This window comes from Roseateles sp. P5_E1, from assembly GCF_054049335.1.
Map to the genome: position 1 here is coordinate 18,297 of NZ_JBFUMN010000037.1, position 12,864 is coordinate 31,160.

Below are 12,864 nucleotides of genomic sequence, written 5' to 3' on the forward strand. Positions count from 1 at the left end.
GTTTCAAAACCTGCTCACAATGCCGCTGTTACAAATTCAGGAAACGCGATGAACAGCAGCGCGACACCCCGTCCCAACCGTATCCTTGTCGTCGATGACGACGCCCGCATCCGCGATCTGCTCCGGCGCTATCTGACACAAGAAGGCTTCGAAGTACTGCTCGCCGAAGACAGCCGGGCGCTGAACAAACAGCTCACCCGCGAGACGGTGGACCTCATCGTGCTGGACCTGATGCTGCCCGGCGAAGACGGCCTGACCATCTGCCGCCGCCTGCGTGCCGCCAACGACCAGACGCCCATCATCATGCTGACGGCCAAGGTCGAGGACGTGGACCGCATCGTCGGCCTGGAAGTGGGCGCCGACGACTACCTGGCCAAGCCCTTCAACCCGCGCGAACTGCTGGCCCGCATCAACGCGGTGCTGCGTCGTCGCCCCCCGCCGGAGGCCCCGGGTGCGCCGAGCAAGGAGCCGATGACGGTGACCTTCGGGCCTTTCGAGTTCGACCTGGCCCTGCGCCGCCTGACCAAGAATGGCGAGCAACTGCCGCTGACAACCGGCGAGTTCTCGATGCTCAAGACCCTGGTGCGCCACCCGCGCCAGCCGCTGTCGCGCGACAAGCTGGCCCAGCTCGCCCGCGGCCGCGAGTTCGAGCCCTTTGACCGCAGCCTGGATGTGCAGATCTCGCGGCTGCGCAAGATGCTGGAGGCCGACCCGGCCCAGCCGCGCTATATCCAGACCGTCTGGGGCGTGGGCTATGTGTTCGTGCCCGACGAAAACGCGTAGAACGTGAGCCCCTCGCCCATCCTTGACTCGCTCAACGCAGTCAAGCTTGGTCGGTCTTGCAGACCGCGCGGCCGACTGAGCGGCCGCCCTTCGGCAGGCACGACAGGTCCACAGGACTTGTCGTGTCCGGCCTCAGCCCCCGAGGGGACGGCGATGCTTGCGGCATTGAGCCGCTCGCACATCGCCAGACGGGCCGGCTTGGGGCGGCCCGGCGCTCGGCCCAAACACAACTCGACTACGTGATGGCCCGTCCGCATCTCGCACTGAACCTCTTCTGGCGCACCTTCGCCTGGCTGGCCCTGCTGCTGGCCGGCGCGGTGCTGGCCTGGCAATACACCTTCAAGCTGCTCGAGGCCCAGCCGCGCGCGCTGGAGTCGGCCGAGCAGTTGGCAGGCCTCGTCAAGCTCAGCCGCATCGCGCTGGAGCACACCGACCCCATCAACCGCGTCGCCGTCATCAGCTCGATGTCGCGCGGGGACACGGTGCAGGTGCGCGTGGCCGAGACCAGCGACCGCTGGTTGCCCTACGACACCAGTCCTTTCGCCAAGCAGCTCGCTTCGGAGCTGCGCAACACGCTCGGGCCCGATACCGTCGTCGCGCGCAACGTCAACGACGTATCGGGCCTGTGGGTGCGCTATGTCGTCGGCGAGGACGCCTTCTGGTTGCGCACCAGCGCGACGCCGCTGTCCATCTCGCTGGCCAGCAACTGGTGGTGGGTGGTCATTGCGCTGCTGGCCACCGTCGTCGGCTCGGCGCTGATCGCCCGCCTCATCAACCAGCCATTGCGCGAGCTGGCGGAAGCCGCCGGCCGCATCCGTGATGGTGAGTACGACTCGCGCCTGGACGAGAACACCATGACCAGCGAGATCCGCGAGGTCAACATGGGCTTCAACCGCATGGCGCGCGAACTGGCCAAGCTGGAGGAAGACCGTGCCGTCATGCTGGCCGGCATCTCGCATGACCTGCGCACGCCACTCGCCCGACTGCGACTCGAAACCGAAATGAGCGTCAGCGACGAACAGGCGCGTCACTTCATGGCCCAGGACATCGACCAGCTCGACGCCATCATCAGCAAGTTCATGGACTATGCGCGGCCCAACGAGACGCAGCTGCGCGAGACGCGGCTGACCGACGTCGTCGAGCGCGAGGTGCAGGGCTTCCGCGACCCCGACCAGATCCGCTTTCGAGTGCAGGTCAGCGAGGCCCTCAAGGTCTTCGTCGACGACACCGAGCTGGGCCGCGTGCTGCTCAACCTGTTCGAGAACGCGCGCCGCTACGGCCATGCGGAAGGCGAGCCGGCGCGCGTGGACGTGAGCGCCACGCGCCAGGGCTCCTGGGTGGAGCTGCGCGTGCGCGACCATGGCCCCGGCGTGCCGCCCGACCGCCTGCAGCGCCTCACCGTGCCCTTCTACCGCGGCGACGCCGCTCGCACCGCCGCCAGCGGTGCCGGTCTCGGTTTGGCCATCGTCGAGAAATCAGTGCAGCGCCTGGGCGGCACGCTGTCCATCAGCAATGCGCAGGGCGGCGGCCTCATCACGGTGCTCAAGCTGCAAGGGGCCTGAGCTGAGCCGCTCAGTGGGCCGAGGCAGCGCTCGCGGCGGGCGCCGGCACTGCCGCCTCGCCGAGCGACTGCGCCAGCTGCTTCTCCAGCCCTTTCTCGACCCCGATGACCACGTTCAGCGTCAGCCGGTAGGCATGCAGCGCCTTGATGAGATCCACCGGGTCGCCGCGGCCGAATTCGGCATCGACCAGCGCATCCGTCAGCCGCGTGAACGAGCCGATCGCGCTGAAGCTGGACTGGATGACCTGCTGCGAATCGCGCTGCGCGGTGTAGGCCTCGGACAAACGTCGCAGGTCGGCGTGCGGCAGGTGCACCAGGGCCTGGTCGGCCAACGCCGTGTCCCAGGCGTCGCGGCGCAGGCCCGGTGTGAACACGCTGATGTGCAGGCGCTCGCTAAGCAGGGTCTTGAGCGTCGCGGGCTTGGCCTGCCCCTGCTCGGCCAGCTTCTTCACCTCGCCGTAGAGGGCGTTCACGCCTTCCATCACGGTGCGGTTCTGCATGATCGTGGAGCGCACCTCGGTCAGATTGGCCTGCAGCTCTGAATCAACCTGTTCGATGGTCTGGCGCGCCAGCTTGCGGTGGTGCAGCGCCTCGAAGCCCGCCTCCAGCCCCAGGGCGGTCAGGATGCCCAGCACGATCATCACGTAGTGGACGCCGAGTTCCTTGAAATTGGTCGGGGCGTGGCCGGGAGGTTCGACGTGCATGTGCGCGGGCTTGGGAAGTTGGGGCGCGATGTTAGCGAACCCCCGAAGCGGCAAGAAGGCAGACCGCCCGCGCCTCGATCGCCCGCCCCTCGCCCACCGGCCCCATCTTCTCAGCCGTCTTGGCCTTCACATTGATCTGGCCGATGTCCACACCCAGCACCTCGGACAGCCGAGCGCGCATGGCCGGGATGTGGGGCGCCATCTTGGGCGCCTGGGCAATGAGGGTCGTGTCCAAATTGACGAGCTGCCAGCCCGCCTCGCGAACACGTCGGTAAGCCTCGGCCAGCAGCACCATCGAGTCGGCGCCCTTGAACTCGACGGCCGTGTCGGGGAAGAGCCCGCCGATGTCTCCCAGCGCCGCGGCGCCGAGCAGCGCGTCGGTGATGGCATGCGCCAGCGCGTCGGCATCCGAATGCCCGAGCAGGCCGTGCGTGTGCGGGATGGTGATGCCGCCCAGGATCAGCGGGCGGCCGGTAACGAGCTGGTGCGTGTCCCAGCCTTCGCCAATGCGCAGGGAGCTCAAAGCGTTCGGGATGGTCATGAGGGCATTGTCGGGGAGACAGGGGCGCAGCCACGCGCTACCCTGCGCGCCACTTCAAGGAGGGCAATGAGATTCGGCATGCGGCATCTGCTTGTGTTGCTTGCGCTGCTCTGTGGCACGGCCCAGGCACAGCAGCTCCAGCTGCTGGTCTTTCCCAATCCCGGCCTGTTCGACGTAGCTGCTGACGGCACGGTCAGCGGACCTGGCGCGGAGTTGCTCGCCAAGATAGGCCGGGCCAGCGGCCTGCAGCTGGGCATCCTGGCCATGCCCATCCCGCGCGCACTGGCGACCGCCAGCAGCACGCCCGGCAGTTGCGCGGTGGGCCTGTCCCGCACACCCGAGCGCGAGGCCGCCTTCCATTGGGCCGGCCCCCTGGCCAGCGGTGCGCTGGTCATCTACGCACGCGCCGACGAAGCACCGACGTTGCACGGTCTGCAGGACCTGCGCGGCCACGGCGTTGTTGTGCAGCGCGAGTCTGCGCCCGCCGCATCGCTGCGCGAGCAGGGCATCGCCGCCCAGGAGGCCAACAACTCGGTGTCGGCCTTGCGCATGCTGCAGGCGCGGCGCGTGGACTTCTGGTTCGCCAACGAACTCGCTGCCGAACCCGTGATCCGCGCCGAGGGCGGCGCGCCGGTCAAGAACGTCCTGACGCTGCGCCGCGTGGACGCCTATGTGGCCTGCCACCTTGGCACGCCGCAGGAGCCGGTCGACAAGCTGCACCAGGCCATCCAGAAACTGCGCCGCCAGGGCGAGCTCGCGGAGTTCGGCCTGCGCTGACGCTGCTATGGTGCGGGCCGCCATGAAACGCCTGCTCCTTCTTTGCTGCCTGATCGCCGGCTCCGTGCTGGCCGCCGAACCCCCTCCCGCTCAGCGCCCCAGGATCGGCCTCGTGCTGTCCGGCGGCGGCGCCCGCGGCCTGGCCCATATCGGCGTGCTGCGCGTGCTGGAGGAGATGCAGGTGCCGGTAGACCTCATCGTCGGCACCAGCATGGGTGCGGTGGTCGGCGGCGCCTATGCCTCGGGCCGCAGCCTGGATGAGCTCGAGATCCTGGTGAAGGGCGCGAACTGGAACGCCATCCTGGCCGACCGGCCGGCGCGCGAGCGCCTGTCCATTCGCCGCCGCGAGGATGACGAGCGGCTTCCTTCGCGCATCGAGTTCGGCTTCACGCCGCAACGCGGTGCCATGCTGCCCGGCGGCGCCGCCGCCAATGGCCAGTTGGAGGCCACGCTGTCCTCCCTCATCCCCGCTACGCGCGCCGACGACCCGCTGCGCAAGCTGCCCATCCCGTTTCGTGCCGTCGCGACCGACCTGCTCTCCGGCGCCATGCTCGACCAAGCCGACACGCCGCTGTTTGAAGCTCTGCGCGCCTCCATGGCCGTGCCGGGCGTGTTCGCGCCGCTGCGCGTCAACGGCCGCCCCCTGGTGGACGGTGGCCTGGTGCGCAATCTCCCGGTCGACCTGGCCCGCCAGCTTGGCGCCGACATCGTCATCGCCGTCAACGTCGGCACGCCGCTGCTCGAAGACCGCGAGATCAGCAGCGCCGTCATGGTGGCCAACCAGATGCTGCAGATCCTGACCGAGCAGAACGTGCAGCGCTCGCTGCGCGAGCTGAACGCCCGGGACATCGTCATCGACCCCGACCTGCCCGGCATGGGCTTCATGGACTTCTACCGCGCCGACGAGGCCATGGCCACCGGCCGGCGCGCGGCCCTGGCCGCCGGCGAGCGCCTGGCGGAATTGGCCGCGCCTGCTGCCCACGCGGCCCTGCAGGCCCGCCGCCTCGGCCCGCCCGAGTCAGCGTTGAGTGCCCTGCCGCTGGCCGAGCTGAAGATTACCGGCGCTCAGCGGGTCAACGCCGAGGCGCTGCGGGCCGAACTGGCCCTGCAGCCGGGCGACACAGTAGGCCGCGCCGACCTGACCCGGGCCGTCGAGCGGCTGGACGGCACCGGCGATTTCGAGCGCATCGAGACCGAGATCGACGACCGCAACGGACGGCGCAGCGTCGAGTTCAAGCTCACCGAGGCTGACTGGGCCGCCAGCCGTGTGCGCTTCGGCCTGGAGCTGTACAGCAACTTCGCCGATGCCAACAGCTACTCGCTGGTGGCCATGCACGTCGCCAACTGGCTCAACCCCTGGGGCGCGGAGCTGCGCTCGGTCGCCCGCATCGGCTCCTCGCGCGGTCTCAACACCGAGTTCTACCAGCCGCTCGGCCCGGGCTCGCGCTGGTTCGCCAGCGCCAAGCTTGCCTACACGGCCGGCAGCAACGACGTCTTCGACCAGGGCCAGCGCGCGCTGCGCCTGTCCAGCAGCCTGACCAGCGCGCAGCTGGAGCTCGGCCACCGCATCGCCGGCCTGGGCGACCTGCGGCTCGGCATCGGCCGCCTGCGTGCCAGCGACGAGGTGGTGCTGCCCGTCGTCCCAGAGGGCAGCCGCCGCTCGCAGAGCTACGGCCAGCAATACCTGGAACTGCACACCGACACGCTGGACTCCCTCGCCTTCCCCAGCCGCGGTCAGTGGACGACGGCGCGCATCGAATGGCTGCATCCGCGCGGCGAGGCCAGCGTCATCAACGCCTCGCTGATCGGCTTGTCGGCCTTGCGGCTGGGCGAGTGGGCCGGCCAGCTCTACGGCGAGTTCGCCCACGCCGAACGCGGTCAGGCGCGCTCTCTGGGGGGCTATTTGCGCCTGTCTGGCACGCCCGATGCGTCGCTGGTGGGTGAAAACATGGCCCTGCTGCGCGTCGTCATGGCGCGGCGCATCGGCGAGATGCCGGTCGGCCTGGGCGGCGCGGTGCGCGTCGGTTTCTCGCTGGAGACGGGTGCCATCGGCGCCGGCTCCGGCCTCAAGCTGTCCAACATACCCAGCAGCGGCTGGAAGCAGGCCGCCAGCGGCTTTCTCAGCGTGGACACGCGATTCGGGCCGTTCTACCTGGCGCTCGGCACGACGCGCGGCGGCGAGACAGCGGCCTATTTGCTGCTGGGGCCGAGCTGGTAAAGAAATGACCGTCAAGCTCGGCGCTGATCGGCCGATAAGCCTGTTGAGCGGGCCCGCAGCATTCGCGGGTCGGCACATCCAGGAGCCGAGGAGCGCCCCATGAACACATCGTTGAAAAGATCCGTTCGTCCGCAAAGCCTGCTGGCCTTGAGCGCCCTGGTGCTGCTGGGAGCCGCTGGCATGCGCGGCGTACAGGCCGCCGACAACGCGACCGCCAGCGCCACCGCCGTCGTGCTGCAGCCCATCGCGGTGACCAAGTCGGCCGACCTCGTGTTCGGCAATCTGGTCGCCGGCAACGGCGTCGTGACCCTGGCCACCGACGGCACCCGCACCAAGTCCGGCACGGCCGTCCTGCCCACCGGCGTCGCGCCCGTGGCCGCGCGCTTTGACGTGACCGGCGCCGGCACCAACACCTTCTCCATCGACTACACCGGCAGCGACACGGTGCTGACCGACGCGAGCGCGAACACGATGGCCATCGACTGGATCACCGAGGCGGTCGCGACCGCGACGGCGACCGGCAAGACCGACGAAACCACCGACGCCACCACAGGCACGCTGGCTGCCGGCGCCGCCTATATCTTTGTCGGCGGCAAGCTGACGGTTGGCGCCGCCCAGGCCGCGGGTACCTACACGGGCATCGTCAAGGTGACCGTCGCCTACAACTGAGGCACAGCCTCCTTGCGGCCATGACGACCGCCCGCCGTTTTCCCGTTCGCAGGCTTCGCGCCGCCAGTGCACTGTTATGCACGCTGTGGCCGCTGCCATCTGCCCTGGCCGCCAGTGCCGCTGCCCAGGCCAGCGCAGCCGTCATCGTGCCCGTCGCAGTCAGGGCCTGGCTGGGCGTGCCCGTGAGCGTGCAGGACCTGCTGCTGGCGCGGGACGCCCCCGCCGGCCCCGCCACGGGTGACCTGGTCACTCGCGTGGCCAGTGCGACCACGCCGGCCATCCTGCGCGCCCTGCCCCTGTGGATCGGCAGCGCGGTGGAGTCCAGGCAGGCCTTTGGCGTTGACATCGTCCCCGCGGCCAGCGCGGCGCTGCTGGCGCGTGGCCCGGCTGCAGCCGTGTCCGTGGCCGTCGCTTTGCCCGCAGGAGAAGGCGGCGATGGCGAGGGCCCTCTCGTCATCACCGTCGCCTTCAACTGAGGCCATGCGCGGGCTGACCCGTCATCGCGCCCTGGCCGCGCTGCTGCTGGTCGCCAGCGCGGCCGCGCCCGGTCAGACCCTGGTCAACAACGGAGCGCTGTCCTTTGGTGCCTTCACGGCCGGCAGCGGTGGCACGGTCGCCGTCAACCCAGGTGGCGCGCGCACGAAGACCGGCAACGTCATCCTCGTCAACCAGGCCGGCACGGCCAGTGCTGCCCAGTTCACGATCACCGGCACGCCGAGCGCGGTGTTCGGCATCACCTTGCCGGTGGACGGCACCGTCTTCCTCACCGATGGCGCCAGCGGCAGCATGGCGCTGAACAGCTTCGTCAGCAGCCCCTCCGGCACAGGCGTGCTGGGCGGCGGTGGCACCCAGCAAATCAACGTCGGCGCCACGCTGACCGTGAGCAACCTGCAGGCCACGGGCAGCTATTCCGGCTCCTTCAACGTCACCGTGAACTACCAGTAAAGACCGGCAACTCCGGTGCTTTTGCGAGCTTTGCACCGCTCAAGTCCTGGCGACGATGCCGGTATGCGTGCAAAGACCAAGTTCATCCGGCTGGCGGCCCTCGGGCTGCTGCTGCTGGCGCGCGCGGCGCAGGCCGACCTGATGCTGTTCCCGACGCGCATCGTCTTCGACAAGCAGCAGCGCGCCGCCCAGGTCGAGCTGATGAACCAGGGCAAGACGCCCGAGACCTATCGCATCAACCTCGTCAACCGCCGCATGGGCCCGAATGGCGAGTTCATCGCCATCGACGCGCCCGGCCCCGGCGAGCAATTCGCCGATGCCATGCTGCGCTACTCGCCACGCCAGGTCACCATCCCGCCCGGCGGCTCGCAGATCGTGCGCATCCTGCTGCGCAAGCCCGATGACCTGGCCATTGGCGAATACCGCTCGCATCTGCAGTTCGACCGCGTGGCCGAGGCCAGCGGCAACAGCAGCGTCGAGGACGTGGCCAAGCGCGAGGGCAAGGACGTTGGCATCGTCATCCAGGCCCTCGTCGGCGCCTCCATCCCGGTCATCGTTCGCCAGGGCGAGACGCATGCCAGGGCCGAGCTTTCCGACCTCGCCCTGCAGCCGGGCTCGGCAACCGGCCCCGGCACGCTGTCCTTCCAGATGAAGCGCGAAGGCAACCGCTCCCTCTATGGCGACCTGCTCGCCACCTTCACGACCACGGCCGGCGTCACCTTCGAGGTGGCGCGCGCCGGCGGCGTGGCCGTCTACGTGCCCAACGCGGCCCGGCGTGTGCAGTTGCCGCTGCAGCTGCCCTCCGGCAACGCCCTGCCCGCCGGCACGCTGAAGCTCGCCCTGCGCGAGCGGCCCGAGGCCGGCGGTAAGCTGCTGGCCGAGACCAGCCTCGCCCTTCCCTGACGGACCGGCGCCCGCCGCTCGGCGCCATGGCTCCGCTCCGCATCCTCCAGCGCGTCGCCGCCGCAGCCCTGCTGGTTGCGCCGTTGCTGCTGGCCCATGCCGCGCCCGACGACGCGCCGAAGCCGCTGCGCCAGCTCGAGGTGCAGCTCGATGGCCGCACGCTGGCCGAGCCGCTCGACGCCTACCAGACCGACTACCAGGTGCTGCTGCCGCTTGGGGCCGTCTCCAAGCTGCTCGGGCTGGACCTGCGCGTGCAGACCGCATCGGGCCGCGCCGCCGGCACACTACCGGGCTCGGGCGAGCCCTTCTGCCTGGACCTGATCGACTCGACCATTCGCATCGGCGAACGGCGTCAGTCCTTCGAGCCGCGGCTGGCCCAGGCGATCGGTGGCGACATCTATGTGTCGACGCAGCTGCTGGCCCGCTGGCTGAGCCTGGAACTGGCCGTGGACCTGCCGCACTGGCAGCTGCGCCTGCGCGCGCGCGACGGCGTCGCCGCCATGCCGTCAACACCACCCTCCCGGCCATCCCTGCCAACAGGCCCGCGCCGCATTGACGAGACCAACCTGCTGGTGCTGGAGGTGGTGCTGGATGGCCAGGTGGTGTCCGACAGCCTGGCCGCCTACCAGGACGGCACGCAGACCCTGCTGCCGCTGGGTGAGCTGTCGCGCCTGCTGATGCTGGCCGTCCAGGTGAAGCCCGACCGCGGCAGCGCCGACGGCCGGCTGCCCGGCGAGCGCGGCTTTGCGCTGAACCTGGCCGAGTCCCTGGTCAGCCTCGGCGGCCGTGAACAGAACTTCGAGCCCCGCCTGGCCGGCGTCGTCGGCGACGACATCTATGTGTCGCGCCAGTTGCTGACGCGCTGGCTGCCGATGGACCTGCAGGTCGACCTCGCGACCCTCAAGCTCAAGGTCGTCCCGCGCGAGAAGCTGCCGCTGCAGGAAAGGCTGGAGCGCGAGCGCCTGGCCGCGGCCCTGGCTGGCCTGCAACCCGCCGAACGGCCGAACTACCCCTATGCACGCTCCACACCCGGCTTGGTCGACGTGCCCTCCATCGACCAATCCTTCGGCGCCGACGCGCGCCGCGGCAAGAACTCGCGCCAGTACAAGGCGGCCTACACGGCCTACATCACCAGCGACCTGCTCGGCATGGAAGGCTCCGCCTATGTACTCAAGACCCACGACAAGGCCACGCCCGACCTGCGCCTGACGCTGGCCCGCAACGACCCCGATGCCGGCCTGCTCGGGCCGCTGCGGGCGCGCTCCGTCGCCCTGGGCAACCTGGCTTTGCCCAGCGTGCGCAACGTCATGCAGGGCAGCGCCAAGGGCAATGGTGTGTCGGTCAGCAACCGGCCGCTGGACCAGCCCAACAGCTTCGACCGACACAGCCTGCGCGGCGACCTGCCGCCGGGCTGGGACGTGACGCTGTACTACAACGACCAGTTGCTGGGCTACCAGTCCTCGCGTGCCGACGGCCTTTACGCCTTCGATGACCTGCCGCTGTCCTTCGGCGCCAACGAGTTCCGCCTCGTCTTCCACGGTCCGCTGGGGCAGTTGCGCGTGGAGAAGCAGAGCTTCCTGCTCGACCAGGCCAGCGTGAAGCCCGGCGAGGTGTTCTACACGCTGGCCTCGCAGGTCGCCGACGACGGCTCGGTGCGCAGCGTCGCCCAGGCCGACATCGGTATCGGCAAGAAGCTGACCGGCAAGGTCGGCCTGGTGCGCCGCCCGCGCCTGGTGGCCGGCGTCGTCGCCGAGGCGCTGGACTATGGCCAGCTCGGCCTGCTGGCCTATCTCGACTCGATGATCCTCAGCTCGCAGCTCACCGGCATGCGCGGCGGCGGCGCCCTGGGTGAGCTGGGCATGAAGACGCGCCTGGGCGGCTTCGCGCTGGACCTGCTGCACACCCAGCGCCAGGGCGGCTTCATCAACGACCAGTTCGCCGACGTGGCCGGCGGCGTGCGCCAGCGCCAGGAGCTGCGGCTGCAGGGTGGCGTGCGCCTGGGCGGCCTGCCGCGCCTGGTTATCGACTTCAACGCGGTGCGCAATGCGCTGGACCAGGGGCCGGCCAACCTCCAACTCGGCCTGCGCACTTCGGCCATGCTGTGGGGCACGGCCTTGTCCAACAGCCTGCGCTGGCAGCGCAGTGGCGACTTCACGGTCACCGACGGCGCACTGCAGTTGAGCCGACGCGTGGCCGACGTCGGCCTGAACGCGCAATTCATGTACCGGCTGCAACCCGGCGCCAGCCTGCAGGCCGTGGCCATCAGCGCCGACCGCAACCTCGCCGACGGCTACCAGATCAATGCGGGCCTGCTGCGCAGCATGGACTCGGGGCTGACGCTGGTGTCGGGCGGCCTGGCCAAGAACCTCGGCAGCTTCGGCTTGGCCGTCAGCGCGAGTTATTCCAGCCAGCATGAACTGGCCATGGGCCTGCAGCTCTTTGTGGCGCTGGACCGCGACCCGCGCAGCGGTCGCTGGCAGCTCGATGGCCAGCCGCTTGCCGGCAGCGGCGCCGTGTCGGCGCGCGCTTTTGTCGACCGCAACATGAACGGCATCCGCGACCCCGGCGAGGACTTCGTGGCCAATGCCGGCTTCCTGCTCAACGGCGGCGGCCGCCACCCGCGACTGACCGACACCGGCGGCGTCGCGCTGCTGAACCGCCTGGCGCCAGGCCGTTATGCCGACATCGCGCTCGACCCCGCCACGCTCGAGGACCCGCAGTGGAAGCCGCTGACACCCGGCGTGCGCGTGCTGCCGCGGCCCGGGCGTGTGGAGCAACTGGAGTTCCCGGTCGTGCTGAGCTCCGAGGTCGAAGGCACCATCTATCTGGTCGAAGCCGGCGGCAAGAAACGCGGCATCGGCGACGCCCAAGTGGAACTGGTCAACGGCAAGGACGAGGTCATCGCCACGACCACCAGTTCGGCCGACGGCTACTACCTCTTCCACCAGGTCACGCCCGGCGCACTGCGGCTGCGCATTGCGCCCGAACAGGCGACCAAGCTCAAGCTCAAGGGCAAGCTGGAACGCGGGCTGGACGTGCCGGCCAATGGGGACTTCCTCAGCGGCGAGGATCTGGAACTCAGGCTCTGAGGCAGCGCTCGGCGAACTCGAAGTCCTCGGGCCAGGTCACCTTGAAGTTGGCCATCGACGCGCGCACCAGGCGCGGCGCCAAGCCCATGGCTTCGACGGCGCTGGCCTCGTCCGTCGCAGCCGCACCCATCGCCGTCAGCGCGCGCTCGACAAGTCCAAGGCGGAACATCTGCGGCGTCTGCGCAGCCCATTTGTCGCGGCGGTCGACGGTGGCCGTGACGCGTCCGTCGGCGTCGCCGGCCTTCAGCGTATCGGCGATGGGCTGGGCGAGCAGGCCGCCGACGGCGTCGTGCTCGCAGGCATCGATCAGCGCATCGACCCAGTCCGGGCGCAGCAGGCAGCGGGCGGCGTCATGCACCAGCACCCAGTCGTTGTCGGTCGCACCACGTCGCCTCAGTTCGGCCAGGCCACCGAGCACGCTCTCGGCGCGGCTTGCGCCACCCACGCGAGCAACCCAGCCAGCGTAGCCAGGTACAGCGGTTTCGAAGCGATCGTCGCCAGGTGACAAGACAACCAGCGTCTGCGCCAGCCGGGGCACGGCCGCGAGCGCAGCCAGCGTGTGCGCCAGCATCGGGCGACCGGCGATGGGCACGTATTGCTTGGGGCCGGCGGCGCCTGAGCGCTCGCCAATACCAGCGGCTGGAACGAGGGCGAACAAGCGGGGATCAGTCATC

Annotated in this window: 12 protein-coding genes; 9 read left to right on the top strand and 3 right to left on the bottom strand. The window is 69.7% G+C overall.

The window, feature by feature from the left end; genetic code table 11:
* Positions 1 to 48: 48 nt before the first annotated feature.
* Both ompR and ACXJKJ_RS21945 read left to right on the top strand, forming a co-directional pair.
* On the top strand, positions 49 to 783 hold the full coding sequence (gene ompR, locus ACXJKJ_RS21940; RefSeq protein WP_056197934.1) for an osmolarity response regulator transcription factor OmpR: 735 nt from the start codon (positions 49 to 51) through the stop codon (positions 781 to 783).
* A gap of 242 nt (positions 784 to 1,025) precedes the next feature.
* Positions 1,026 to 2,345: an ATP-binding protein gene (locus ACXJKJ_RS21945; RefSeq protein WP_056197936.1), complete on the top strand. Its 1,320-nt coding sequence runs from the start codon at positions 1,026 to 1,028 to the stop codon at positions 2,343 to 2,345.
* A gap of 10 nt (positions 2,346 to 2,355) precedes the next feature.
* Here ACXJKJ_RS21945 and ACXJKJ_RS21950 read toward each other — a convergent pair whose 3' ends face one another.
* Together ACXJKJ_RS21950 and ispF are read right to left on the bottom strand one after the other, a co-directional pair.
* Complete coding sequence (locus tag ACXJKJ_RS21950) at positions 2,356 to 3,048, bottom strand: hypothetical protein (protein WP_056197939.1); 693 nt, start codon at positions 3,046 to 3,048, stop codon at positions 2,356 to 2,358.
* Between the two features lie 31 nt (positions 3,049 to 3,079).
* Complete coding sequence (gene ispF / locus ACXJKJ_RS21955; protein ID WP_457392389.1) at positions 3,080 to 3,589, bottom strand: 2-C-methyl-D-erythritol 2,4-cyclodiphosphate synthase; 510 nt, start codon at positions 3,587 to 3,589, stop codon at positions 3,080 to 3,082.
* A 78-nt stretch (positions 3,590 to 3,667) separates the two neighbouring features.
* Between ispF and ACXJKJ_RS21960 the strand changes: the two genes are divergently transcribed.
* The 7 genes from ACXJKJ_RS21960 to ACXJKJ_RS21990 all read left to right on the top strand — a co-directional run bounded on the left by ACXJKJ_RS21960 (position 3,668) and on the right by ACXJKJ_RS21990 (position 12,190).
* Positions 3,668 to 4,366 (top strand): substrate-binding periplasmic protein, encoded by a 699-nt coding sequence (locus tag ACXJKJ_RS21960; protein WP_162247796.1) that lies wholly within the window; start codon positions 3,668 to 3,670, stop codon positions 4,364 to 4,366.
* A 22-nt stretch (positions 4,367 to 4,388) separates the two neighbouring features.
* The gene (locus tag ACXJKJ_RS21965) at positions 4,389 to 6,584 is read left to right on the top strand and encodes a patatin-like phospholipase family protein (RefSeq protein WP_457392391.1); all 2,196 of its coding nucleotides are present in this window, start codon (positions 4,389 to 4,391) and stop codon (positions 6,582 to 6,584) included.
* Positions 6,585 to 6,683: 99 nt separating this feature from the next.
* Positions 6,684 to 7,253 (top strand): DUF4402 domain-containing protein, encoded by a 570-nt coding sequence (locus ACXJKJ_RS21970; protein ID WP_082532691.1) that lies wholly within the window; start codon positions 6,684 to 6,686, stop codon positions 7,251 to 7,253.
* A gap of 20 nt (positions 7,254 to 7,273) precedes the next feature.
* Positions 7,274 to 7,729, top strand: a complete 456-nt coding sequence (locus ACXJKJ_RS21975) for a hypothetical protein (protein ID WP_457392394.1) — start codon at positions 7,274 to 7,276, stop codon at positions 7,727 to 7,729.
* Positions 7,730 to 7,733: 4 nt separating this feature from the next.
* Positions 7,734 to 8,198, top strand: coding sequence for a DUF4402 domain-containing protein (locus ACXJKJ_RS21980; protein WP_457392397.1), 465 nt, complete (start codon positions 7,734 to 7,736; stop codon positions 8,196 to 8,198).
* Positions 8,199 to 8,261: 63 nt separating this feature from the next.
* Entirely contained in the window at positions 8,262 to 9,101 is an 840-nt protein-coding gene (locus ACXJKJ_RS21985) for a molecular chaperone (RefSeq protein ID WP_457392399.1), read from the top strand.
* 26 nt (positions 9,102 to 9,127) lie between these two features.
* Complete coding sequence (locus tag ACXJKJ_RS21990; RefSeq protein WP_457392402.1) at positions 9,128 to 12,190, top strand: MSCRAMM family protein; 3,063 nt, start codon at positions 9,128 to 9,130, stop codon at positions 12,188 to 12,190.
* Here the strand turns inward: ACXJKJ_RS21990 and ispD are convergent.
* Positions 12,180 to 12,863, bottom strand: coding sequence for a 2-C-methyl-D-erythritol 4-phosphate cytidylyltransferase (gene ispD / locus ACXJKJ_RS21995; RefSeq protein WP_457392405.1), 684 nt, complete (start codon positions 12,861 to 12,863; stop codon positions 12,180 to 12,182). The genes ACXJKJ_RS21990 and ispD overlap by 11 nt on opposite strands.
* Between the last annotated feature and the right edge of the window lies 1 nt (position 12,864).